Source organism: Paenibacillus cymbidii (genome assembly GCF_004764705.1).
GTDB classification, from domain to species: Bacteria; Bacillota; Bacilli; order Paenibacillales; family NBRC-103111; genus Paenibacillus_AN; species Paenibacillus_AN cymbidii.
In genome coordinates, this window is the sequence record NZ_SHLX01000003.1 from 209,329 (window position 1) to 233,191 (window position 23,863).

17 protein-coding genes and 1 riboswitch are annotated in these 23,863 nt (G+C 59.4%); of the genes, 13 read left to right on the forward strand and 4 right to left on the reverse strand.

Annotation, left to right across the window (positions count from 1 at the left end; translation table 11 throughout):
• Nucleotides 1–445: 445 nt before the first annotated feature.
• Together EXY20_RS06235 and EXY20_RS06240 are read right to left on the reverse strand one after the other, a co-directional pair.
• Nucleotides 446–1,507 (reverse strand): phosphodiester glycosidase family protein, encoded by a 1,062-nt coding sequence (locus EXY20_RS06235; RefSeq protein WP_135548787.1) that lies wholly within the window; start codon nt 1,505–1,507, stop codon nt 446–448.
• Nucleotides 1,504–1,938 (reverse strand): hypothetical protein, encoded by a 435-nt coding sequence (locus EXY20_RS06240; protein WP_235885382.1) that lies wholly within the window; start codon nt 1,936–1,938, stop codon nt 1,504–1,506. The genes EXY20_RS06235 and EXY20_RS06240 overlap by 4 nt, the downstream gene beginning before the upstream one ends.
• 277 nt (nt 1,939–2,215) lie before the next feature.
• Between EXY20_RS06240 and EXY20_RS06245 the strand changes: the two genes are divergently transcribed.
• Nucleotides 2,216–2,986, forward strand: coding sequence for a sulfite exporter TauE/SafE family protein (locus EXY20_RS06245; protein ID WP_235885383.1), 771 nt, complete (start codon nt 2,216–2,218; stop codon nt 2,984–2,986).
• 3 nt (nt 2,987–2,989) lie between these two features.
• Here EXY20_RS06245 and EXY20_RS06250 read toward each other — a convergent pair whose 3' ends face one another.
• On the reverse strand, nt 2,990–4,654 hold the full coding sequence (locus tag EXY20_RS06250; protein WP_135548789.1) for a helix-turn-helix domain-containing protein: 1,665 nt from the start codon (nt 4,652–4,654) through the stop codon (nt 2,990–2,992).
• Nucleotides 4,654–6,486 (reverse strand): sensor histidine kinase, encoded by a 1,833-nt coding sequence (locus EXY20_RS06255; protein WP_135548791.1) that lies wholly within the window; start codon nt 6,484–6,486, stop codon nt 4,654–4,656. Before EXY20_RS06255 ends, EXY20_RS06250 begins: the two co-directional genes overlap by 1 nt.
• 172 nt (nt 6,487–6,658) lie before the next feature.
• On the opposite strand from EXY20_RS06255, the gene EXY20_RS06260 reads away from it, so the two are divergent.
• The 12 genes from EXY20_RS06260 (at nt 6,659) to EXY20_RS06315 (ending at nt 23,562) form a co-directional block, all read left to right on the forward strand.
• Nucleotides 6,659–7,543, forward strand: a complete 885-nt coding sequence (locus tag EXY20_RS06260) for a carbohydrate ABC transporter permease (protein WP_135548793.1) — start codon at nt 6,659–6,661, stop codon at nt 7,541–7,543.
• Nucleotides 7,543–8,379 (forward strand): carbohydrate ABC transporter permease, encoded by an 837-nt coding sequence (locus tag EXY20_RS06265; RefSeq protein WP_135548795.1) that lies wholly within the window; start codon nt 7,543–7,545, stop codon nt 8,377–8,379. The genes EXY20_RS06260 and EXY20_RS06265 overlap by 1 nt, the downstream gene beginning before the upstream one ends.
• Nucleotides 8,380–8,509: 130 nt before the next feature.
• Complete coding sequence (locus tag EXY20_RS06270) at nt 8,510–9,832, forward strand: ABC transporter substrate-binding protein (protein WP_135548797.1); 1,323 nt, start codon at nt 8,510–8,512, stop codon at nt 9,830–9,832.
• Nucleotides 9,833–10,020: 188 nt separating this feature from the next.
• Nucleotides 10,021–10,181, forward strand: a riboswitch (cyclic di-AMP (ydaO/yuaA leader).
• A 167-nt stretch (nt 10,182–10,348) separates the two neighbouring features.
• Nucleotides 10,349–12,169, forward strand: a complete 1,821-nt coding sequence (locus tag EXY20_RS06275; protein ID WP_407944894.1) for an APC family permease — start codon at nt 10,349–10,351, stop codon at nt 12,167–12,169.
• Between the two features lie 372 nt (nt 12,170–12,541).
• Nucleotides 12,542–13,324: a response regulator transcription factor gene (locus EXY20_RS06280; protein WP_135548801.1), complete on the forward strand. Its 783-nt coding sequence runs from the start codon at nt 12,542–12,544 to the stop codon at nt 13,322–13,324.
• A 14-nt stretch (nt 13,325–13,338) separates the two neighbouring features.
• Nucleotides 13,339–16,110 (forward strand): cache domain-containing sensor histidine kinase, encoded by a 2,772-nt coding sequence (locus EXY20_RS06285; protein WP_235885398.1) that lies wholly within the window; start codon nt 13,339–13,341, stop codon nt 16,108–16,110.
• 81 nt (nt 16,111–16,191) lie between these two features.
• Complete coding sequence (locus EXY20_RS06290; RefSeq protein ID WP_135548805.1) at nt 16,192–17,895, forward strand: type 2 periplasmic-binding domain-containing protein; 1,704 nt, start codon at nt 16,192–16,194, stop codon at nt 17,893–17,895.
• 27 nt (nt 17,896–17,922) lie between these two features.
• Nucleotides 17,923–18,816 carry an ABC transporter permease gene (locus tag EXY20_RS06295; protein WP_135548807.1) on the forward strand — a complete coding sequence of 298 codons (894 nt, stop codon included), beginning with the start codon at nt 17,923–17,925 and terminating at the stop codon, nt 18,814–18,816.
• 2 nt (nt 18,817–18,818) lie between these two features.
• The gene (locus EXY20_RS06300) at nt 18,819–19,688 is read left to right on the forward strand and encodes a carbohydrate ABC transporter permease (RefSeq protein ID WP_135548811.1); all 870 of its coding nucleotides are present in this window, start codon (nt 18,819–18,821) and stop codon (nt 19,686–19,688) included.
• Between the two features lie 24 nt (nt 19,689–19,712).
• Entirely contained in the window at nt 19,713–21,227 is a 1,515-nt protein-coding gene (locus tag EXY20_RS06305; RefSeq protein WP_135548813.1) for a glycoside hydrolase family 10 protein, read from the forward strand.
• 16 nt (nt 21,228–21,243) lie between these two features.
• Nucleotides 21,244–22,440, forward strand: coding sequence for a DegT/DnrJ/EryC1/StrS family aminotransferase (locus EXY20_RS06310; protein WP_135548815.1), 1,197 nt, complete (start codon nt 21,244–21,246; stop codon nt 22,438–22,440).
• Nucleotides 22,441–22,473: 33 nt separating this feature from the next.
• Entirely contained in the window at nt 22,474–23,562 is a 1,089-nt protein-coding gene (locus EXY20_RS06315) for a sialidase family protein (RefSeq protein ID WP_135548817.1), read from the forward strand.
• Nucleotides 23,563–23,863 lie beyond the last annotated feature (301 nt).

The window sequence follows — 23,863 nt, forward strand, 5'->3', positions numbered from 1 at the left end:
AGGAAAGGCTGGCGGGGGCCGTCAAAAGGTTATCCAACCGCGCATCCAACGAAAGCAAAACCTCTCCTGATCGCCGGAAGCCGGCGAAGGAGAGGCTCTGTACGTTGCTGCAGTTTCATCGCAACGGGCGGCCTACAGGCCGCTCGTCTTGTCCTCGTTGTAAGAAGAGGTGAGCATGGCGGTGATGAACAATGCCAGCACCAGAATGCAGATCCAGAACGTAATCGACATGGCGAAGCCTCCTATACGTTGCCCAAGGCACTCATTACAATTATTATAACCAGCGGGAAAGGAAAAGAAAACGGCCAATTTGTGAACATTGTCGGTCTACCACAATAGAATGTAAAAGTTTCCGAACGTAGCGGAAACTTTCACATTCTATTTGGCGATAAAACCTACCTCTAAACGCGGTCGCTCATCCTGAGATGCATCGATAAAGGTTTTCTCATTTGAAAAACAGAAAGTGCGTCGGCAAGCTGCGCATCCGCCCGTCGGACGGGCTGTTGATGAGCTGGCCGTCGAACACGAGCGTCGACGAGCCGCCGCCGTCCAGATTGAATGCGTTCCGAACGCCGATCGCCGCCAGCTTGTCCTGCAGCTCGGCCAACGTGGCGCCGGAGCCGCCGCGCTCGTCGTAGCCGTCGGTGACGACCACCAGCAACTGGTCGTTGACGAAGCTGCCGATGACCGTGCGCGGCGCGCGGTAAGGGGCGGTCGCCCACGGGCTCGGGATGCCCAGCTTGCTGCCGTTCTGGATCAGCGCCGGCACGAAGCTGGCGCCGAAGCTCGGCTTCAGCGCGTCCAGCTCGCTCTGGCGCGAGAAGACGCCGCCGATCAGCTTCTGGCTCTGGCTTAAGCCGACGAAGTTGAGATTGTCCTTGGACGGGAAGAAGCCGTAAATATATTTGCCGCCCTGCATCGTTGTTCCGATCGGGTAGCGGCCGGAATTGTCGTCGGCGAAACCGCCGGCGTTGATGCCGGCCGTTGCCCCGTAGCGCGAAGCCGCGGCAAGCGTCGTTTCGCTGCCGCCGAGCTTGTCTTTGCCGAGGGCCAGCTTCATGCCTTTGTCCGATTTGAGCGCCGCCTTGATCGCATAGCCTTTGTAGTTGCCCGTGCTGAACGCATACAGCTTGAGATCGGCGTTGCTGCCGCTCGATTGCCGGATAGGTTTGCCGAAGGCGGCGGCGATGCGGTTGTCGAAAATTTGCTGCGGCCGCGGCGCCTGGCTGACGGCCAGCTTCAGCATGGCGGCGGCGTCGGTGGAGCTTTGCTCGTACAGCTTGTAATATTTCTGAATCGTGTCCTGAATAAGCACGGTATCGCGGCCCGCCTGTTCAATGCTGCTGATGATCGGCCCCGACTTCGGCTCGTAAGGCGCAGCCGCCGAACGGGGCGCCCAATCGGGCAGCGTATACGGCAGCGAAACGGACAGCAGCACGATCAGCATGCCGGCGAACGGGGCGGTGGCGAGCAGCATGAGCCGATTCAAGTTTTTGATCGCGGTCATTTGAGCACGTCCAGGTTTTTCTGCAGCTCCTCCAGCTTCTTCTTCACTTCGGCGAGCTGGGTGTACAGCTGGTTGCTGTTGTCGGTTTTGCTGTTGGCGCTGTCCTTCGTGAAAGCGAGCAGTTCGTTTAGCGAATCTACCTTGGCCTGCAGCGCGGCCATTTCGCCGTTCATCGCCGTCTTCAGATCGGCAATCTGCTTGTCGTAATCCGCCTGAACGACGGTCAACTGCTGCTGCGTTTGCTGCGACAGCTCGGTCGTAATTTGGGCGCGCATATATTGCGAATACATCCAGGTTCCATAAACACCCGAGCCGATCAACAGCAACCAGGTGGCAAACAACAGCTTGTATGTATGCTTGCGCGGTTTGGCAGCTTTGGTGGTCCGGACGTTGTACAGCTGTTCGTTCATTACTTCCAGAGGAGTTCCCATCGTCGCCTCGCCTTTCATCATTTGGTCATTGTAACAGCTGACTTGCATCGATCACATAAAAATCATTATACCACAAAAAGGCAGTTGCCCGCTTGTCGTCCGCCGGCGATTCGGGTCGGTTGGGAGCGGATCGTTCCGAACAATGGGAGAGAGTCACCCATACGTTTATACCTCACATAGACTAATTCTGTTGCGGTCGTTATAATTTTCTTTACAGCGAACGATTATCCGCATATAATTCCTATGTATATAGTTGGTATTATGAGGTGGCGACCAGATGGACTGGAGCTTGCACATTGGTTTGATGGGATTGCTTGTAGGATTGCTTGTAGGGATGACCGGGGTCGGGGGCGCAGCCCTGCTTACGCCGCTGCTCGTGCTCATCGGGATTAATCCGACTGTTGCGGTCGGAACAGATTTGTTTTACAATTCGGTGACGAAATTGTTCGGCACGATTCAGCATGTCCGGCAAAAGACGGTCAACTGGAAGATGGTCCGTTATTTGGCGTACGGCAGCATTCCCGGGGCGGCTGTTTCCATCGTGCTGTTGCAGCTGTATAAAGCGGCTTACGACAATCAGGAAGCCACGATCAAAAAGGCGCTCGGCGTCGTGCTGATCGTCGTGGCAGTCGCCACGATCGTCTGGCAATTGCTGCACAACCGCGTCAAGGAAAACCGCATCCAGCAAATGGCGCTCGAACGCAAACGCGGCATGACGATAGCGATCGGCTTCGTGCTCGGCTTCATCGTCGGTTTGACGTCGATAGGTTCGGGCTCGCTGTTTGCGCTGGCGATGATTTTTCTGTACCGGCTGAAGGCGACGGAAGTCGTCGGCACCGACATCGCTCACGCCTTCCTGCTCGTGACGGCGGCTTCGGTGCTGCACGCGAACTTGAACCATATCGATTACAGCCTGGCGTTCAACTTGCTGGTCGGCTCCGTTCCCGGCGTCTTGATCGGAAGCGGACTGGCGACGAGGCTGCCGGCTCGCCCGCTGCGCACGATAATGGCGACGCTTATATTCCTCAGCGGCATCAAACTCATCTGATCGTCAGGGCGATGCGCCCGGCTGCCTTTCGGCCGGCGCATCGCCTTCTTCGTGCTCGCGCCGGTATTCGCCCGGTGTTTTCCCCTCCAGCTTCTTGAACACCTTGCTGAAATATTTTTCGTCCTTGTAGCCGACGGTGGCGGCGATTTGCGCGATGCGCAAGCTGCGGTTCAGCAGCAGCAGCTTCGCCTTGTCCATCCGGATCCGTTCGATGTAATCGGACAAGTTGACGCCGATATCCTGCTTGAACTTGCGGGAAATGTATTCCCTGCTCAGGAAGAAGCGCGCGGCGATATCCTGCAGCGCGATCTCTTCGTCGTAATGCCGCTCGATATAGGCGGCGATGTCGAACATGATGCGGCTTTCGCGGTGCTGGAAGTCCGCCACCCGCCGCGCCAGCGCAATCATGCCGGTCGCGAACCGCTCCTCCCAGGCGGCGACGGACAACGTGCCGTCGACCGCCACGGGCGGCTCGAATGCCAGTTCTGCCGCCAATGCCATAGACGGCTGCCGTTCGGTTTCGCCGCCGAACAGCTCCTGCTGCCAGCGCTCGCGCTGCAGCGCAAATTCGTACTGCCACAGCTCGAGCTGCTCCTCGCTGATCGAAGACAGGCCGCGGATGGCGGCGAACAGCCCGGAGACGGCGTGGCGGATCCGCTCTTCGTTGCCGCTGCGCACGGCGAGCCGCAAGCCGGCTTCGTATTCGCCGAGCCGCAGCGCGGGCGACGACGTCGGCGCTTCCGCTGCCGAATAGGCGAACACGCTGCCGCCGCGCGCGAGCAGATTGCGCCGCTTGAGGGCGCGCTGCGCTTCGCGCAGCGACTCGGCGACGCCGCCCGGGAACGGGCGTACCGAGCCGAGCCCGAACGCGGCGCGCCCTTGCAGCGCGGCGAACAGGCCGGCGTTGATGCGCGCAAGCAGCGCTTCCGCGTCGCCTAGCCGGCGCCAAAGCAGCAGCACGATTTCGCTGTCGCTGTTCCAGAAGCGGAACGCGTAGCCGGCGGCTGCCTCGCGCAGCAGCTCGTTGCAGATGTTGCTCAGCGTGAAGAACAGCAAATCCGGCGACGAAGCGAATTTATCGCGGATGACCCGGTCGAGCGCGGACAGGCGAAGCACGGCGACCCGGCATTCGCGCGTGTCCGCCGCCAGGCCGAACTCGCGCTGCAGGCTGCCCTGGATCGTGTCGTAATAAGACGGATCGCCGGCAAGGTTGGAAAACATTTTATCCCAGTACACCGGCTTGAGCTGGTTCACTTCAATCGAACGCTCGCGGCTCGTCTGCAGCGCAAGATCTTCGCGCTTGCGGCAATCGACCGCTTTGGCCGCCGCGGCGCGCAGCTCGTCTTCTACGATCGGCTTAAGGATGTAGTCGATGCCGCCGAACTTGACTGTATTGCGCACGAATTCGAAGTCGTCGTGGCCGCTGATCACGACCGTTTTGGTCCGCGGGTACCGCTCCGCCAGCCATTCCAGCAGCCGGATGCCGCTCGGCCCCGGCATCAGCATGTCGGTGAACACGATTTCCGGTTCCTCGCGTTCGACGCAGGCGATCGCTTCCGCCACATTGTCCGCCTCCAGCAGCGTTTCGATGCCGAATTCGTTCCAGTCGATCAACAGGCGGATGGCGTCCCGCACATGCTGTTCATCGTCGACGATGAGCGCTTTCATTATGCTTCACTCCCCCCATGTGGTTCGCGTCCCGAGCCGCCGCTAGCCGCACGCGGTCCGGCCGGCGGAATGCGCAGCGTGACGCGGAAGCCGTGCGGCTCCACGGCTGCGATATCCATCCGCGCCTCGTCGCCGTACGTCAGCTTCAGCCGCGACAGCACATTGGCCAGACCGATGCTGCTTCCGGCCGGTTCGGCGGCAGGGAAATCGTCCTGCCGCAGCCTGCGGCGCAATTGCTCCAACGCTTCCTCCGCCAGCCCCGGCCCGTTGTCGGCCGTTTCGATCACGAGCCAGCCGTCCTCCAGGCGGCAGGAGAGCGCAAGTTCCCCCTCGCGCGTTTCGCGGTAATACCCGTGCTTGAAATAGTTTTCGACCAGCGGCTGAACGATCATCTTCGGCACCGGTTCGGCCAGCGTATCCGCGGCGACGGCGAAGCCTGCCTGAAGCTGGCCGCCGAACCGCTGCTTCTGCAGCTCGATGTATGCCTTGACGTAATCGATCTCCCTCGCCAGCGGCACGATCGATTCGTTCGTGTCCATGCCGTAGCGCATCATTTTGCCCAGCGCGGCGATGAGAGAATAAATTTGACGCTGCTCGCGCTGCAGCGCCAGCGTGCCGATCGACTGCAGCGCATTGTTCAGAAAATGCGGATTGATTTGCGCCTGCAGCGCCTTCAGCTCGTTCGTCTTGTTCGCCAGCGCCAGCCGGTATTCGCGCACGACAAGCTGGTCGATCGTCTGCATCATGTCGGCGAAGCGGCGGGCGAGGATGCCGAATTCGTCCCGGCTGCGGATGTCGATCGCCACGTTCCAGCTGCCCGTCTGGATGCGGTGCATGTAGCCGATCAGCTTCTTGATCGGGTTCGTAAACCGGATCGAAATGACGACGGTGGCGGCAATGGCGATGAGCAGAAACAACGTATAAACGAGACTGTTGACCAGCGTCAATTGGCGGCCGTTCGCGGACAAGGTGGCGTTCGGGATGCGTTTGACGATCGTCCAGTCCATGTAATCGGTTTTCATCTTTTCGTAGACGAGCACGCCGGCAAACCCTTTGCCGTTCCAGCGGAAATGGCCGGCGTTCGTTTCTTCCGCCTGAAGCTCCCGCACCCAGCCGTCCGTCAGCTGCCGGCCGATCAGCCCCGGCTCGGAAGCGTAAACGGCCGTTCCCGAACGGTCGAGGATATACAGCTCCTCCTGCCCTTCGGCATACAGCTGGCGGCTGATCGCCGCGATGACATCGGGGCGGATATCGACCATCAGCAAACCGAGATCCTCTTTGGACGGCACGTCGTACAACGAGCGCTGGAATGTCAGCACAACCGTCTCCGGGATATAAGTGTCCGCATAGCTGCGCGCCGGGTGCGGCGGCAGCAGCCGGGCTTCGCCGAGCGCCAGGCCGCCGGCCGAATCGACAGCGGCGTCGCCCAGGCGGCGGAACGAGCGGTTGGCGGCGATGGCGTAAGCTAGCTTGCTTTTGGCCACGTACAGGTACATTTGCTCCGATTCGTCGACGGCGTAATAAATCGCCTGCATCGCGCGGTAAATTTCGCGGTCGCTCAAATAGTCCGAACCGCCGGTGGACAAAATATCGTACAAGCTCGTTCCCTGGCTGATGAGGTAAACCGACAGCGTCGCCTTGTTGATCGTGTTCATGTAGTTGACGATGTTCGCCGTGCCCTGCTCGAGCAGGCGGGAGCTGCTCGCCACCGTTTCGTCCGTGACGCGATTGTTCGTCATGACATAGGTAATGACGATGGACGCGGCGATCGGAATGATCGTTGCGACGAGCATAAACAGCACAAGCTTGTTGCGGATGCTGCTTCGGATCATGAATTCGTCCTCCCGCCGGCGGCGTTATTTAATCGAATGTGGCCCCATTGTACCAGCCCGGGTCAATAAATTCCACCTTACTCGTCACCAGTGTCTGTGTAAGGAGGACACATTGCGCGGCTATACTGGAAGAAACGTTTCCCATGTGAGAAAGGAAAGGGGCTGACCGAATATGAATGGGCGAAAATGGGCCGGCGGCCTGATCCGGCAAAGCGTATTCGTCGGGCCGGCGCTCGTCTGCTTCGCGCTGATCGTAGCCGTGCCGTTCCTGCTCAGCGTTTATTATTCGTTCACCGAATGGAACGGGATCAGTGCGGGCATCGAGTGGGTCGGGTTGGACAATTTTCGCCAAATCGTGCTGCACGACAGCGATTTCCGCCATGCGTTCTGGTTTACGATTCGTTTCTCCGTCGCCTCCGTAGTGCTCACGAACGCGCTCGGCTTCGCGCTGGCGCTGCTGCTGACACAGGCGCTCAAGACGCGCATGGTGCTGCGCACGGCTTTTTTCCTGCCGAACGTGATCGGAGGGCTGCTGCTCGGCTTCATCTGGCAATTCATCTTCGTCAAAGTGTTCGCCACGCTCGGCGAGCATACCGGCATCGGCTTCTTCCAGCTGCCGTGGCTCGGGGACGCGCCGACCGCCTTCTGGGGCATCGTGATCGTCAGCGTGTGGCAGGGGGCCGGCTATTTGATGGTCATCTACATCGCGGCACTGAACAACGTGCCGAAGGAGCTGACCGAAGCGGCGCGCATCGACGGAGCGGGGCGACTGACCCTGCTGCGCAGCGTGACAGTGCCGCTCATTATGCCGGCGGTGACGGTTTGTTTATTTTTGACCATATCGTGGGCGTTTAAAATGTTCGATCTTAACGTGTCGCTGACCAAGGGCGGTCCGTTCAATTCGACCGAATCGGTGGCGCTCAACATTTACCAGGAAGCGTTCCGCAATAACCGTTACGGGCTCGGCACGGCGAAAGCGTTTGTCTTCTTTATCGTCGTGGCGCTCATTACGGTGCTGCAGGTCACGTACACGAAGAAGAAGGAGGTCGAGGCGTGATGGGCACGATGCAACGTTATTCGCTGCGCACCTTCGCGCTTGAGCTGATCGCCGTCGTACTGGCGCTGCTGTTCCTGGTGCCGTTCTACTTCGTGCTGGCGAATTCGTTCAAAAGCTTCGGCGACCTGTTGGCGGATACGGCCGGTTTGCCGAAATCGCTCTCTTTCGACAATTACTCGCGCGTGTGGGACATCATTCAATTCCCGAAAGTGTTTCTGAACTCGCTGCTCATTACCGTGTTCAGCAACGCAGGACTCGTCGTGATCAGCGGCATGGCGGCGTACCGCATCGTCCGGGCGCCGAGCCGGTTCAACCGGCTGCTGTTCGGCTGCTTCGTAGCGGCGATGGTCATCCCGTTCCAGTCGATCATGATTCCGCTCGTCAAGGTTGCGTCGAACGTCGGCCTGATGGGCAGCATACCGGGGCTTGTCATTTGCTACTTCGGGTTCGGCGTGTCGCTGAACTTGTTCCTGTACCACGGCTTCATCAAAGCGATTCCGCGCGAAATCGAAGAGTCGGCCGTCGTTGACGGGTGCACGGCGTACGGCGTGTTCTGGCGTATCGTCTTCCCGCTGCTGAAGCCGATGACGGTGACGATCGTGCTGCTGAACAGCCTGTGGATCTGGAACGATTTCCTGCTGCCGCTGCTGATGCTGAACAACCCGAACATCCGCACGATTCCGCTGGCGACGTATTCTTTTTTCGGCCAATATACGAAGCAGTGGGATCTGGCGCTGGCCGCGCTCGTGCTCGGCGTCATGCCGATCGTCGTCTTCTTCCTGGCGATGCAGCGGCATATCATCGAAGGCATTACCGCGGGTTCGGTCAAAGGGTAACGGCAGCGCGACGGCGAAAAGGGAGTGCAACAAGTTCCACCTAACCGTTCAATATCGTCAGTGGGATTCCTTTTTCAGAGCGATTAGTATAGGAAGTGCAAAAGAGATCAATACCAGGGAGGTTCTTACGATGAAAAAAATGATGATCGGCGGGCTGGCGCTTGCGCTTACGGCAACCGTTGCGGCCGGCTGCGGCAACAAGGACAACGGCACGAAAAACGCAAGCAGCCCTTCGCCGTCGGCCGGTGCTTCGGCTTCCGCTTCCGCCACGCCGAAAAAAAACGTCACGATCAAAATGTTCCAGTTTAAAGTCGAAATTGCCGAGCAGTTGAACAAACTGATCGCCGAATACGAAAAGCAGACCGGGGTGAAAATCCAGGTGGAAACCGTCGGCGGCGGCGCGGACTACGGCGCGGCGCTGAAGACGAAGTTCAACTCCAACGACAAGCCGGACATTTTCAACAACGGCGGTTATTCCGACCTCGATCTGTGGGTCGACCAACTGGAGGACTTGTCCGATCAGCCATGGGTCAAGGATCTGGTGAAAGGCGCGGCCGAACCGATGACGAAAAACGGCAAGCTGTACGGCCAGCCGTTGAACCTCGAAGGATACGGCTTCATCTACAACAAGGATTTGTTCGCGCAAGCCGGCATTACCGAACTGCCGAAAACGCTGACGCAGCTGGAAGCCGCGGCGAAGAAGCTGCAGGACAAAGGCATTACGGCGTTCGAAAACGGCTACGGCGAATGGTGGGTGCTCGGCAACCACTTCGTGAACCTGCCGTTCGCGCAGCAGCCGGACCCGAACGCGTTCATTGACGGCCTGAACAAAGGCACGGCCAAAATCAGCGGCAACGCGGCGTTCGACAATTGGGTCAAGCTGTTTGACCTGACGCTGAAATACGGCAACAAGAACCCGCTGCAAACCGACTACCATACGCAGGTGACCGACTTCGCCACCGGCAAGGCGGCGATGATGCAGCAGGGCAACTGGACGCAGGTGCAAATTTCGAAGACGAACCCGAACATCAAGATCGGTTTCCTGCCGATGCCGATCAGCGACGACGCCGCGACGATGGATAAGCTGCCGGTCGGCGTGCCGAACAACTGGGTCGTAAACAAAAATTCGGCCGTCAAAGACGAAGCGAAAAAATTCCTCAACTGGATGGTCACGTCGGACGCCGGCAAAAAGACGATTACGAACGAGTTCAAGTTCATCCCGGCGTTCACGACGATTCCGGCTGACGAAAGCGTGCTTGGCCCGCTTGCGGCCGACATCATCAAGTACAGCAAGGACGGCAAGACGCTCACCTGGAACTGGTTCAAATTCCCGGTCGGCGAGTCGTCGAGCAAAAAGTTCGGCGATGCGATGCAAGGCTACGTCGGCAAAAAGTTTACGAAGGAACAAATGCTCGACGACTTCCAGAAAACGTGGGACGGGTTGAAAAAATAAGCAAGCTTCTACAAGGCTGAACCGCCTGGCGGTTCAGCCTTTCGTTTCGATTTTCGCCGAAAGAAGCGTTGCGCCAAAGAGCGGCGATCTTGTATCCGCATACATCGGCTATAGGTTGCCGGAATCGCCCGGAATTCCGTGGAAACGTCGATTTACTTCCAAGCGTCGATCGCGGTAAGATGACTTTGTTCACGCAGTCGCTGAATTTCGTTTATCGAAAACGGGGGAACCAACGGCGCCAGATCGCAGGCGCAAGGGGTGAATCGGCTTTGCCGCATGGGCATTGCCGTAGGGCTACCGCGAAAGCCCGAATCCGCCAGCTAACCTCGTAAGCGTCCACCGCGGATGTGAGACGACTTCGGCTGATTGTCCGCCGCAAGGATGCCTTGCGGTTTTTTGCTGTGCTAAAAAAAACAAATTGGGGAGATTCTAGGGGATGCATGAGCGTTTCGCGCAGTCGAGGGTAAAAGAAAACAATGGAAATCGAAACTCGCGAAGGCGGTGTCCTCATTGTTCATGAACCTCAAACGGGTATTGATCGGACGCCCGCTGAAATCGACCGAGTCGGGCGAGCAGAAGCTTAACAAAATCAAAGCTTTGGCGATTTTGTCGTCCGATGCCTTGTCGTCCGTCGCATACGGTCCGGAACAAATTTTGCTGGTGCTTGTGACGATCAGCGCGGCGGCGTTCTGGTATTCGGTTCCGATCGGCATCGGCGTGCTGGTGCTGCTTGCGGCGCTCGTCTTGTCGTACCGGCAAATCATTTTTGCATACCCGCACGGCGGCGGGGCATATGTCGTCTCCAAAGAGAACCTTGGCAAATATCCCGGGCTTGTCGCCGGCGGCTCGCTGCTCGTCGACTACATCCTGACGGTAGCGGTCAGCGTCTCGGCCGGAACCGACGCCATCACGTCCGCGTTTCCGAGTTTGCATGCGCATACGGTTGGCATTGCGGTTGTATTCGTCTGCCTGATTACGCTGCTCAATTTGCGCGGGGTTACCGAATCGGCTTCCGTGCTTGCTTATCCGGTGTATTTGTTCGTGCTGGCCTTGTTTATTCTGATCGGAGCGGGGCTTTACCGGATCGCCATCGGCGATGTTGCTCCGGAACTGCATACGCCGGTGGGAACGCCAATCGCGGGCGTCAGCCTGTTCCTGCTGCTGCGCGCTTTCGCTTCCGGCAGCTCGGCGCTGACCGGGGTGGAAGCGATCAGCAATGCGATTCCGAACTTCAAGGCGCCGGCGCCGCACAACGCGGCGAAAACGCTCGCGGCGATGGGGCTGCTGCTCGCGCTGCTGTTCTCCGGCATCGTGTTTCTCGCTTATTATTACGGGATCAGCCCCCGGGCGGAAGTCACCGTCGTTTCGCAAATCGCCGAGCAAACGTTCGGCCGCGGCTTCCTGTACTTTTTCATTCAGGGCACAACGGCGCTCATCCTTATTCTGGCCGCCAACACCGGCTATTCGGCCTTCCCGTTGCTCGCCGTCAATTTGGCCAAGGACAAGTTCATCCCGCGGATGTTTACGCTGCGCGGCGACCGGCTCGGGTACTCGAACGGCATCCTGATGCTCGGCCTGTTGTCGATCGTGCTGATCGTGGCGTTTCACGGGCAAACGGAGCACCTGATTCCGCTGTACGCCGTTGGCGTCTTCATCCCGTTCACCCTGTCTCAAACCGGGATGATTCTGAAGTGGATCCGGCAGAAGCCGCCGGGCTGGATGCCGAAGCTGCTGATCAACGCCGCCGGCGCGCTGATCAGCCTGACGGTTTCGATGATGTTTTTTCTGACCAAGTTCGAACAAGTGTGGCCGGTGCTGATTTTCCTGCCGCTTATCATTTATGCGTTCCTGCGCATCAACAAACATTACCTGGATGTAGGCGAACAACTTCGGCTGTCGACGTGCGAGCCGGTGATGCCGATCGAAGGCAACGTCGTCATTTTGCCGGTGTCGGGCATCACCCACGTCGTGGAGCATTCGATTCTTTATGCCCAGTCGCTGGCCGCCGACCAGATCATCGCGGTGCACATTCCGTTCGAGCGGGAGGAAGAAGCGATCTTCGAAGAAAAGTGGAGCAAGTGGATGCCGGACATCCGGCTCGTTTCGCTGCATTCGCCGTACCGCAGCATTCTTCATCCGCTGATGAAATTTATCGACACGATCGAACGCAAAGCGCGGGAGAACCACTACCAGGTGACCGTCATCATTCCCCAGTTCATTCCGAAGAAGGGCTGGCACAACATTTTGCACAACCAGACGAGCTTTACGATTCGCACCGCGCTGTTGTACCGCAAAGACGTGATCGTGACGACGGTTCCGTATCATTTGAAGAAATAAGCCGGGCCGCCGGTTGTTGTTTGTGAAATAAGCCATATTTGATGGCCTATTTCGCCAAAAATGGAAGTCAACACGAAAATATCCAGTAATCTCACTGGCTATTTCGCTGAAACGTTCGATTGTGGGGCGGTTTGGACGGAATAGCCAGTGTTTTTGCTGGCTATTTTTAACGAGCGGTGGGAAAACGCGTGAATAAGCCGGATTTTGTGTGCTATTTTGGAGGGAGGGGTAGTTCGCAATGTTTACAGGCGTTTCGCCGCGTCTTACGATCGGTCGATTTGACAAGTTATTCGTCCGGATTGATAAAGCCAGCGGCGGCCGCTTTTTTTACGATAGAAGAAGGAGTAATACAACCGAAACGGGGGGGGTCCGGTGTACAAAGCACTTCTGGTCGACGACGACGAAACGATTCTGGAGCGCCTGGCGGCAAAAATGCCGTGGCGGGACGCCGGCTTCGAGGTGGCGGCGCTAGCGGCCGGCGGCGAATCGGCGCTGCAGCAGGTGAAGCGGCACCGTCCGCACGTAGTGCTGACCGACATCATGATGCCGCAGATGGACGGGCTGGAGCTGGCCAAACGGATGCGGCGCGATTATCCGCAAGTGGCGATGGCCGTCATGAGCGCCTACGACGAGTTCGCTTATGCGCGGGACGCGATGAAATTCGGCGTCAAAGGTTACTTGCTGAAGCCGGTGCTGCGCGACGAGTTCGCCGAGCTGTTCGGCCGCATCGCCGCCGAGCTGGACACGGCGGCTGTGGCGCACGGCGCGGAACCGGAACGCCCGCATGTCGTGCCGGCATCGCAAAATCCGTACGTCGCGGCCGCCATGCGCTACGTGCACGAACGCTACGAAGAAGCGGTGCGGCTGGAAACGGTAGCCGGACAGCTTCACCTCAACGCCAACTATTTCAGCTCACTCTTCAAACAGGAAACCGGCTATTCGTTCATCGACTACCTGAACGAATACCGGATCGGCCGGGCCAGGCAGCTCCTGCTCCGCACGGAAGATAAAATCAGCGATATCGCGGTGATGGTCGGCTTTCCCAACTTCTCGCATTTCAATCGCATGTTCAAACGGTCGACGGGCGAAACCCCGCTTGAATACCGGCATTCGCACGCCACGGTCGCTGCTTCGGTCCGAAGCCGAAGAGGGTGAACGCCGTGAAGACGATGAAAATGCCGTTTCGGCGGTTTCTGTTGCTCGTTTCGATCGCCTCGCTTACGCTGCTTCTGCTGGTGGCCGGTTCGCTGCTGTACGCGAAGACGAAACGGTTCATCGACGGCAAAATCGACGACATCGCAGAGATGAAGCTGAACCAGGTGACGGCGGATACGAAGTCGCAGCTGGAAGATGTGCTGCAAACGCTCGAAGGCTTGCGCAACAACGACGGCTTCCGCGCCGCCGTCGACAAGCTGGAGAGCGGTCAAACCCCTTCCTACGATGCATTCGTGCAATCGAAAAACCTCGACGTGGCGTTGTTCACGATGAAAAAGGACAACGCCCTGATCGAACGCATCGCACTGTATACCAAGCGGCTGCAATACAGCTCGGACAGCCTGCTGTTCGGCTACTTGACCGGCGAGCGCCAGCGCTCGCTGTTCCGCGCGGTCGATCGCATTCGTTTCGTGCCGCCCGGAGGCACGTTTGCCGCGCTCGGCATCGATCGTGCGGCGCTGGACGACGCCAAAATCCGCTCCGGCATGGACGAATTGAATGCAAGCGCTTACTTGATCGGCCCGTTCCCCGCGCAATCGGGAGAAGAGGGCGTCGTCATCGTGCAGCTGGCTCCGGACAGCTTGCGCCAGCTCGTGCCTTACGCCGAATCGATGGCCCTGGTCGAAAGCGGCGGCGGCGTGCTGTTTCGCGGCGCGGAGCTGGAGGCTGACGGCGCGGAGGCGATAGCTCGGCTGACGGAACGCGCGTTGGCCGACGGCGGCTCCTTCCGCGGCAAGCGGTATTACCAGCGCGACATCGGTTTCTTCGGCATACAGGTGGTGTTTGCGGAGGAGAAAAGCGACTTTCACCGGCGGCAGCTGCGCGCCGTTGGCGGTTATGCGGCGGCTGCGCTGGTCGGCTGCGCGCTGCTGTCGCTCCTGTTGACCCGGCTGATCGGGCGGCAAATTATGCTGCCCCTGCACAAGCTGATCCGCTGGATGGGCAGGGAGGAGCACGCGCACGAACTGTGGCTGGGCAAACGCGAGCCGTGGAAACGTCCCGGCGCGATGGTCATGCGCGACCGGCTGTTCCTGTATTTTATCGTCACGGTCATGCTGCCGGCGCTGCTGTTCATCGTGCTGTTCTACGTGCAATCGAACCGGGTCGTCTCGCGCGAGCTGCAGCAGACGTACTACGCCGCTTTCGAGAAGGTGGCGCATCGGATCGATTTGTTCGTCAAGATGAAGCAGGCGGTTCTGGCGCGTCTGGCTTACGACTCCGAAGTGGTCGATTTCGTCAGCGAGCCGAACGACACGAACCGCAAGGCGCTGGACAGGCTGCTGTCTTCGCACAAGCCGTCCTTTCTGAGCGAAGACGTGCTTTCGATTTACGATGCCGGCAACCGGCTGCTGTATTCGAACTGGAACAAGGCGAGCGCGCCGCTGCCGCAAGCGTTCTATGACGAGATGAGCCATTCGCGCAAAAGCATCTACTACGATCCCCGTTCCGAGAACAGTCCGTTCGCCGCCAGCCTCGGCATCGCCGTATTCGATCTGAAGCTGCCGAACACGCCGCTCGGCTTCATCGCGGTGCATGTCGCCGAAATTTATTTCGCCCATTTGTACGCCGATTTGAAGGCGAACGGCAGCTTCGCGTACATGGTGGACGACAAGGGACATATCCTGTCCCATCCCGATCCCGACAAAATCGGACAGACGGACACGGCCGCTGTCGTGCCCGAACGGAGCGACGGCGGTGTGGCGAGGAGCGGGGAGGCGCTTTATTTTGTCAGTAAAATAGGGCTGTCTCCTTATTATCTGGTGTACAAATACGACGATACGGTGCTGCGGAGGCAGTCGGCCGAGCTGATCTACAGCGACATCTATTTGCTCGTGATCATTTTCCTGCTGATCGTGCTGCTCGCTTACGGCATGGCGCAATATCTCGTCAAGCCGCTCGGTTCGCTGCAAACCCGGTATTTGCACCTGCAGCTGGACAATTTCCCCGATTTTCTGACGGAAGGCTCGTACATGATCGACGAAGTCGACCAGCTGCAGAAGTCGTTCGGCCGGATGCTCGACCGCATCAAGTGGCTGGCGGACGAGAAGCTTGCGGCGGACCGCCGGCACATGCTGCTGCAGATCGACGCGCTGCAGGCGCAGGTGGACCCGCATTTTCTGCACAATACGTTCGAGCACGTCATGTACCTGATCGATAGAAGCGAGCCGGAACGGGCGGGCGACATGATCGGCCTGCTCAGCCGGATGTTCCGCTACGCGATGGGCAAGGAACATGCGATGACCCGCGTCGCGGAGGAAGTGCGTTACGCCCGGACGTACGTTCAGCTCATGGGCATCCGCTACCGGGAACGGCTGCGCTGCGACTGGCAGGTTGACGAAACGGCGCAAGACGGGGTCGCGATCAAAATGATCGTGCAGCCGCTGCTCGAAAATGCGATTCGCTACAGTTTGGCGGAGCCCGGCCGAAGCGTGGCGATTGCCGTTGTTGTTCACCGCCGGGATGACGGCACGGTCGAAGTCGTCGTTCGGGATGACGGTCCGGGCATACCGAAGCCGAAGCTGGCGGAGCTGCGGGGTTTGCTGCGTACGGGAAGCCGGGGCAGCGTCGGCTTGTACAATGTGCACAGCCGGGTGCGGCTCATTTTTGGCGAAGCGTATGGCGTGACGATCGACAGCGAGCCGGGGGCCGGCACAACGGTGCGGCTGCGGCTGCCGTTCCGCCGGGCGAACGGCGAAAGTGCTGAGAATCGTATCGAAGAAGCCTGAGAATCGGCCGGCAATTCCGTTTCCCCACCGTCTACAATGAAAAGGCAACACCACATATCGCAACAATCGGGAGGGGACAGTATGGGCAAAAGGAAAGGAGCGGCGCTGCTCGCGCTCGCCGTCGCCACGGCGCTGGCGTCGGTGGGCTGCTCGTCGTCGAAGCCGGGAAGCGGGGCGTCGGCCAGTCCGGGCGCAAGCGCGCCTGCGGCAAGCGGCGGCGATTTCGCCAAGAAGCTGGAGATCCGGTGGTCGGGCTGGCTGGCGCGCGGGAAGGCGGAAGAGACGAACAAGGTGCAGCAGAAGCTGGAGCAGAAGTTCAACGTCAAGTTGATCAACAAGAAGTTCGACAACACGAACAAGGAGCAGGTCAGCCTGCTGCTGGCATCGGGCGAATTGCCTGACGCGACGTTCCTGCCGGGGCAGGACCCGTACAAGCTGTACAACGATCAGCTGACCCGCACCATCCCGCGCAGCATGATCGAGAAGTACGCGCCGAACTACGCCGCGCTGCTGAGCGGCGCCGCCGTCGGCTGGAAAATCAACCAGGTGCCGGGCAAACCGAACGAGTATGTGGCGCTGACCGGCGTCACCGACTGGCTGCTCGACATGCTCACGCTGCAGGTGTATCGGCTCGATTGGATGGAGAAGCTGGGCATCAAGCCTAAGGGAGACATCGTGCAGATCGGCACGAAGGGCGACGCGTCCAAGCTGTATTTTACGAAGGAAGCGTTTACGCTCGCGGAGGAAGAGAAGATGTTCGACGCTTTCGTCAACGGCGACCCCGACGGCAACGGCAAAAAAGATACGTTCGCCGTCGACTTCAGCCAGGATGGCGGCAATTCGTTCCAGAACTACGCCGGCGCGTTCGGCTTCGGCTGGGGCTACAACCTCGAAGAGAACGGCAAGGTCGTGGAGTACAACATCAGCGGCAAATACAAGGAATTGTTGAAGAAGCTGGCCGACTGGTACAAAAAAGGCTACATCGACCCCGAGTTCCCGACGCTGAACCGCAACAAAGCGTGGGAGAAGTTCGCCGCCGGCGCGTACGGCGCCGCCCAATCGGCGACGGAGTCGGCGGGATCGCTACCGTTTACGTACAATCGCCCGCCGAACAACCTGCTGGCCAAAGACCCGAATACGAAATTTTTGTTTGCACCGCCGCCGATCGGGCCGAACGGCGATCAAGGCAATAATGCGTACACGCAAATCGAAGGCGACGCTTTCGGCGACAATTTTATGATTCGCAAGGATGTTTCCGATGAGAAGCTGATCCGCATTTTGCAAATGCTGGACTATATCAGCTTCGACAAGGACGCTTATATTTTCACCAACTTCGGCGAAGAAGGCGTCGATTTCACCTGGGAAGGGGAACCGAACAAGTCGGCGGTGCTGCCGAAATGGTCGGAACCGGAGCGCGACCAGCGCGGCATCGGCTACTACAATTTTGTCATCCGCCCGGGCAACACGACGTACTTGTGGAACCCGCAGGCGATGATCAAGCTGCACGACCTGTACACCGGCCTGCCGGACGTCAGAAGCAAGAAGCTGTACCGGCCGTACAAGGTCGACCGCTTCAACGAAACGAACTATTTGGCGCTGCGCACCAAAAACGGGGCGAAGCTGGATACGATTCGCGACGAGTTTTTCTATAAAGCGGTGATCGGCGAAGTCAATATCGATGCCAAATGGGACGAGTACGTGAACAACTGGCTGAACAGCGGCGGCAAGGAGCTGCTGGCCGAACTGGAGAAGGCGCCGAAGCAGTCCGATTTGAGCAAAAAATAGCGGGCCGGGCAGAAGGGAGGACGGAGGATGAAACGGATCCGTCGAATGAAGATGCTTTACCTCATGCTGCTGCTGCCCGTCGTCCATTTGGCGATCTTTCATTACGCTCCGCTGTACGGCATCGTCATTGCGTTCAAATCCTACAAGCCGGGGCTCGGCATTTGGAACAGTCCCTGGAACGGCTTGGAGCATTTCCGCAATATGCTGGGCGATTTTGCCTTCTTGCGGGCGGTGCGGAACACGTTCGCCATCAGCTTCCTGCGGCTGATCGTCGGGTTTACGCTGCCGATCGCCTTCGCCATGCTGCTGAACGAAGTGATCCATACCCGGTTCAAGCGGGCGGTGCAAAGCATTTCCTACTTTCCGCACTTCATGTCGTGGATCATCGTGGCATCGATGGTCGTGGAAATCTTTTCGCCGGAGCGCGGCGTCATCAACAACCTGATCGTGATGTTCGGCGGCGATCCGATCCTGTTTTTGTCGAGCAAAACGTACTTTGTGCCGGTGCTTATTTTGACCGATGTCTGGAAAGAAGTGGGGTGGGCGTCGATTCTGTACCTGGCATCGATCGCCTCCATTTCCCCGGAGCTGTATGAGGCCGCATCGATGGACGGCGCGAACCGGTTTCACCGGATGCGCTACATTACGTTGCCGTCGCTTGCGCCGGTCATCGTCATCCTGTTTTTGCTGCGGCTCGGCAATATCCTGAACGGCGGGTTCGATCAAATTCTGAATTTGTACAACCCGCTCGTGTACGAGGTGGGCGACATCATCGATACGTACGTGTACCGCGTCGGCCTGGAGCAGTTTCAGTTCGACTACTCGGCGGCCGTCGGACTGTTCAAAAACGTGGTCGGCCTTGCGTTCCTCATCGTCGCCAATCAATTCGTGCGCCGCCGCAGCGAATACGGGGTGTGGTGACGATGAAACGATTCGGCGCTTTCGACGCGTTTAATTACGCGCTGCTGCTTGTGTTGTCACTGCTGTTTTTGTACCCGTTCTGGCAATTGCTCGTGTTGTCGTTTTCCACCGGCAAGGAGGCGACTACGCTCGGGTATGCGTTCTGGCCGCGCCACTGGTCGACCGAAGCGTACCGGTTCGTTTTCGCTTACGACGAAGTGATGCGCCCGTTCGGCAATTCGGTGCTGCGCACGTTGACCGGCACGGCGCTGGAGATGCTGTTCACGCTGCTGGCGGCGTATCCGCTGGCCAAACGCGAGCTGCCGCTGCGCGGCGTGTTGACGACGTATTTTATTATTCCGATGTTTTTCGGCGGCGGGCTGATTCCGTATTATTTGTTGATCCGCAGCCTGGGGCTGGTCGATCATTTCCTCGTGCTGGTCATTCCGGGCGCCGTCGCCGTCTTTAGCATCGTCGTCATGCGCAACTACTTCCAATCGATCGACGCGGCGCTGGAGGAGTCGGCGCTGATGGACGGCGCCGGCTACTTGCGGCTGCTGTTCCGCATCATCGTGCCGGTATCGACGCCGGTGCTGGCGACGATCGGGCTGTGGGCGGCGGTCGGACACTGGAACGCCTGGTTCGACGCGCTGATTTTCGTGCGCGACCGCAACATCACCGTCATCCAGGTGATCATGCGGGAAATGCTGCGCGCTTCCGACGAGCAGACGCGCGATGTAGTGCTGAACCGCAGCGCGAATGCGGCGCAGCTGTCGCTGGCGAACGTGCGCTCCGCGATCGCGCTGCTGTCGATCGGCCCGATCGTGCTGGCTTATCCGTGGGTGCAGCGCTATTTTGTCAAGGGCCTCATGCTCGGTTCGTTAAAAGGGTAATGTGGGCAACAAGGAGGAGTGCCGGTGGGCGGCATCAGTTTGAATGAGGATTGCAGCCACTATTTTTTTTCGCGCTGCGGACAGCGGATCGGCGAGAAGGAGTTGTGCGATTGGGTCGACCAATACGCCGATACCCAAGTAAAAGAGCTGCTGCTGAATCCGAACGCGATGCGGACGTCTTACGCAAGCCGCGTATGGGAGCCGATCTGGCAAGGCTACGATCCGAATGGCGGGCTGCGGCAGCCGCTGTTCGCCGGCTTGCCCGGGGAGGAGCGCGAGCGGGTGCGGCAGTGGGTGCATACCGCGTGGCAGCTCGACCGGGACGGCATCGACCCGTATGCCGTCTGGGTCGACCGCTGCCGCAAACGCGGCCTGTCGCCGTGGCTGTCGATGCGCATGAATGACGTGCACAACGTCGACAACGAGCGGCATCCTTTCCACAGCCGGCTGTGGCGCGAGCGCCCCGATCTGCGGCGGGTTGCGCACCGGTTCGCGCAATGGACCGACCGCGCTTTCGATTACGGGCGCGAAGAAGTGCGGCGGCATCATCTTCGTTTGGCGCAGGAACTGCTCGAGCGTTATGACGCCGACGGGCTGGAGCTCGACTGGATGCGCTCCGCTTATCATTTTCGCCCCGGGTATGAAGCGGAAGGAGCGGAGCTGCTGACCGCCTTTGTCGACGAGGTGCGGCAGCTGCTCGACCGGTTCGCCGACAAGCGCGGCCATGCGATCCGGCTCGGCGTGCGCGTGCCGTCCCGTCCGCAAACGGCGCTCGGCCTTGGACTGGACGCCGTTCGTTGGGCGCGCGAGCTGCTCGTCGACACGGTCGTCGTCACTCCGTTCTACCCGACGATTGAAACGGACATGCCGATCGAGCTGTGGCGGCAGCTATTGGACGGCACCGGCGCCGTGCTCGCCGCCGGACTGGAGCTGATGCTGAGCCCGCATCCCGGCTATCCGGTCAAGCAAACGAATTCGCTCGAGACGGTTCGCGGCGCGGCGTCGGCCATGCTGGCGCGGGGAGCCGACCGCATCTATCTGTTCAACTATATGGACAGCGAAACGACGATCGACGACGCTCACGACTACCCACGCCTGTTGCGCGAAGTCGGCGAGTTGGAGACGATGCGGGGCAAACCGCGGCGGCACGTCGTTACTTATGCGGACACCTGGGCGCCCGGGGAGCCGGCTGCGGCTGCGCTTCCGGCCCCTTGCCGCGCCGGCGCTCATGTTCAGTTCCGCTTGCCGGTCGGTCCGGAGACACCGCCAGGCGAGCTGACGGTGATTGCCGCGTGGGAGGCGGAAGACGATTCGGCAGCGCCGTCAGCCGGCGATTGCGACGTTTGGCTGAACGGCGATTCGTGCGAAGCGCTCGGGCCGGCGAGGCCGGACAAACCGCGGCCGAACGAGCCGGCGTTCGCTTATGCCGTGCCGCATTCGTCGGGCAATAGCGACGGATATGTCGTCGTGGATGTGCGCGCCCGGCACACGCTAACGGTCAAGTGGCTGGAAATCCGAGTGGGCGGTCACGCACGTTAAGGAGGAGGAAGGCAGCATGAATGGCGGCAAAAGAGTGTTCGGCAACGAGCTGAAGTACGTGCAGGAGGTGCTGGACAGCGAATTCGCCAGCTCGCAAGGCTCGAACTTGTCGAAGCGGCTGGAGCGGCAGTTCGCCGAACGGTTCGGCGCGGCGTACGCTGTTTCGCACATTAACGGCACGGCCACGATGCACAGCCTGTTGGAGGCGATCGGCGTCGGCCCCGGCGACGAAGTGATCGTTCCGCCGCTGACGATGGCGGCGACGACGCTGGCGGTGCTGCAGGCCAATGCGACGCCGGTGTTCGCCGACGTGGACCCGCGCACGTTCCTGATCGATCCGGCTGCGATCGAACGGAACATAACGGACAAGACGAAGGCGATTATTCCGGTGTCGCTGTACGGGCTGTCGCCGGATATGGAAGCGATCATGGCGCTTGCAGCGCGACACGGACTGTACGTGATCGAGGACAACGCGCAATGTTTCCTCGGCACTTACAAAGGAAAGCTGGTCGGCTCTTGGGGCCACGCGGCCAGCTACAGCTTCCAAAGCTCGAAGCATATGACGAGCGGCGAAGGCGGCATGGTGACGACGAACGATCCGGACCTCGCCGACCGCGTGCGCAAAATCAGCTCGCTCGGCTACGCGGGCGTCGGCGCTGCCAAAGGCAAAATCAGCAAAACGGACATCCAGGATCCCGACTATTCGCGGCACGTCTCCGCCGGGTGGAATTACCGGCTGCCCGAGCTGTGCGCTGCCGTTGCGCTTGGACAGTTGGAGCAGCTCGATTGGCTCGTACAGCGCCGGATCGAAGCGGCGGCCGTCCTGGACGAAGCGGTGCAGGGGTGCGAGTGGCTGACGCCGCAATTCGTGCCGGAAGACTGCACCTCCTCCTACTGGGCGTATACGGTGAAGCTCGATCCGGCCCGGACGGATTGGCGGACGTTTCGCGATCGCTTCCTTGCGTTCGGCGGAGACGGCATTTATTCCGCCTGGAAGCTGACTTATTTGGAGCCGATGTTCGTTCAGCTCAGCCTGCTGGGACGGGAGCGCTGGATTACAGACGCGAACAAACGGAAGTACAAGATCGGGCTGTGTCCGCTCGCGGAAAGCCTGCAGCCGTTGCTGCTGCAGTTCAAAACCAACTATTGGGCGCCGGAGGAAGCGGAGGCGCAGGCCGACATTTTGCGGCGGACGATTCGTTCCTTCGGTTGAAAACCGGAAAAAATGATTGCGAGGTGACGCGGCATGACGCTGCGCAAACTGGACGATGTCATCCTGTTCAAGGACGACTGCTATTTATCGTTCCCGAACGTGATCCGCAAGCCGGACGGCGGGCTGCTTCTCGCCTTTCGCCGCGCGCCGGATTGGCAGGCAACGTTCGGCCATTATACACATGTCGATCCCGGCTCCGAAGCGGTCGTTGCGGCTTCCGCCGACGGCGGCAGCACCTGGAGCGGTTTACGGACGCTGCATGACGACTATTTGTACGGCGTGCAGGACCCTTGCCTGAACTTACTCGGCGACGGAACAATCGTGGCCACGTTCTTCAAGTGGAAGGTGTATGACGAGGGCGATGTCAGGGGCCGCCGACCGTCCGACCATCTTGTTTATGGCAAATGGGTCGGCCGTTTCGTCGGCACATTTACAAGCCGTTCGCGCGACGGCGGGCTGACGTGGGACGAACCGGCGCCGATGAGCATCGAAGGGGCGGCGGTGCGCGGGAATGCGGCGGAGCTGCCGGACGGCAGCATCGTTGTCGTCGCTTACCGAATGGATCCGGACCACCGACTGATTGTGGCGAAGTCCCGCGATCGGGGGAGGACGTGGACCCATCACGCCACGATCGCGGGATCGGGTGATTTCGATCTTGACGAAACGAACGTATACCGCACCGACGCCGGCAAACTTGTCGCCTTCATTCGTACGCTCGACCGCGACGCCGCAACGCCGAAGGAGCGGCGCTCGCCGCTGTTCGTCGCCGAATCTTTCGACGATGGCGATACCTGGAGCGCGCCGAAGCCGACCGGCCTCTACACGCCAAGCCCGTTTCATGCGCTCCGGCTGCAGAGCGGGCGGGTGCTGCTGACGTACGGGTATCGAGTTGCGCCGTACGGCTTGCGGGCCCGGCTGCTCGAGCCGGAATGCGGCAACGTCGACGAAGCGGAGGAAGTCGTGCTGCGCGACGACGGACTCGGCACCGACATCGGCTACAGCCATGCCGTGCAGCTGCCGGACGGGCGCATTTTGATCGTGTACTATTATTACGACGAGCCGAAAGGCGTCCGGTATATCGCCGGCACCTGGTGCGAAGAAGCCTCCGTTGCAGTTTTTTGAAATAGGCCATGATTTGTGGGCTATTTCGATAAAAATGGAGGCGAGCAGCAAAATAACCAGTGAAATCGTTGGTTATTTCACTGAAAAGTATCCTTTCAGGGTGATTGGGAAAAAATAACCAGTGTTTTCACTGGTTATTTTTGTCTTACAGGGGAAAAACACGAGAATAAGCCGGTTTTCATGGGCTATTTTGGAGGGAGGGGGGCGACGGGGATTCACGCACATGTTGTCCAAATGACTATCGAACATTTTCACCGTTTGAACTGAAACGGACATAATAATCAACGTTGCGAAGATGGAA

Excerpts from the sequence above, each read along its gene's own strand:
- EXY20_RS06245 (WP_235885383.1), top strand. The coding sequence starts at position 2,216 with ATGGACTGGAGCTTGCACATTGGTTTGATGGGATTGCTTGTAGGATTG.
- EXY20_RS06295 (WP_135548807.1), top strand. The coding sequence starts at position 17,923 with ATGAAACGGATCCGTCGAATGAAGATGCTTTACCTCATGCTGCTGCTG.
- EXY20_RS06240 (WP_235885382.1), bottom strand. The coding sequence starts at position 1,938 with ATGGGAACTCCTCTGGAAGTAATGAACGAACAGCTGTACAACGTCCGG.
- EXY20_RS06315 (WP_135548817.1), top strand. The coding sequence starts at position 22,474 with ATGACGCTGCGCAAACTGGACGATGTCATCCTGTTCAAGGACGACTGC.
- EXY20_RS06260 (WP_135548793.1), top strand. The coding sequence starts at position 6,659 with ATGAATGGGCGAAAATGGGCCGGCGGCCTGATCCGGCAAAGCGTATTC.
- EXY20_RS06265 (WP_135548795.1), top strand. The coding sequence starts at position 7,543 with ATGGGCACGATGCAACGTTATTCGCTGCGCACCTTCGCGCTTGAGCTG.
- EXY20_RS06285 (WP_235885398.1), top strand. The coding sequence starts at position 13,339 with ATGAAAATGCCGTTTCGGCGGTTTCTGTTGCTCGTTTCGATCGCCTCG.
- EXY20_RS06275 (WP_407944894.1), top strand. The coding sequence starts at position 10,349 with ATGAACCTCAAACGGGTATTGATCGGACGCCCGCTGAAATCGACCGAG.
- EXY20_RS06300 (WP_135548811.1), top strand. The coding sequence starts at position 18,819 with ATGAAACGATTCGGCGCTTTCGACGCGTTTAATTACGCGCTGCTGCTT.
- EXY20_RS06235 (WP_135548787.1), bottom strand. The coding sequence starts at position 1,507 with ATGACCGCGATCAAAAACTTGAATCGGCTCATGCTGCTCGCCACCGCC.
- EXY20_RS06250 (WP_135548789.1), bottom strand. The coding sequence starts at position 4,654 with ATGAAAGCGCTCATCGTCGACGATGAACAGCATGTGCGGGACGCCATC.
- EXY20_RS06310 (WP_135548815.1), top strand. The coding sequence starts at position 21,244 with ATGAATGGCGGCAAAAGAGTGTTCGGCAACGAGCTGAAGTACGTGCAG.
- EXY20_RS06270 (WP_135548797.1), top strand. The coding sequence starts at position 8,510 with ATGAAAAAAATGATGATCGGCGGGCTGGCGCTTGCGCTTACGGCAACC.
- EXY20_RS06255 (WP_135548791.1), bottom strand. The coding sequence starts at position 6,486 with ATGATCCGAAGCAGCATCCGCAACAAGCTTGTGCTGTTTATGCTCGTC.
- EXY20_RS06290 (WP_135548805.1), top strand. The coding sequence starts at position 16,192 with ATGGGCAAAAGGAAAGGAGCGGCGCTGCTCGCGCTCGCCGTCGCCACG.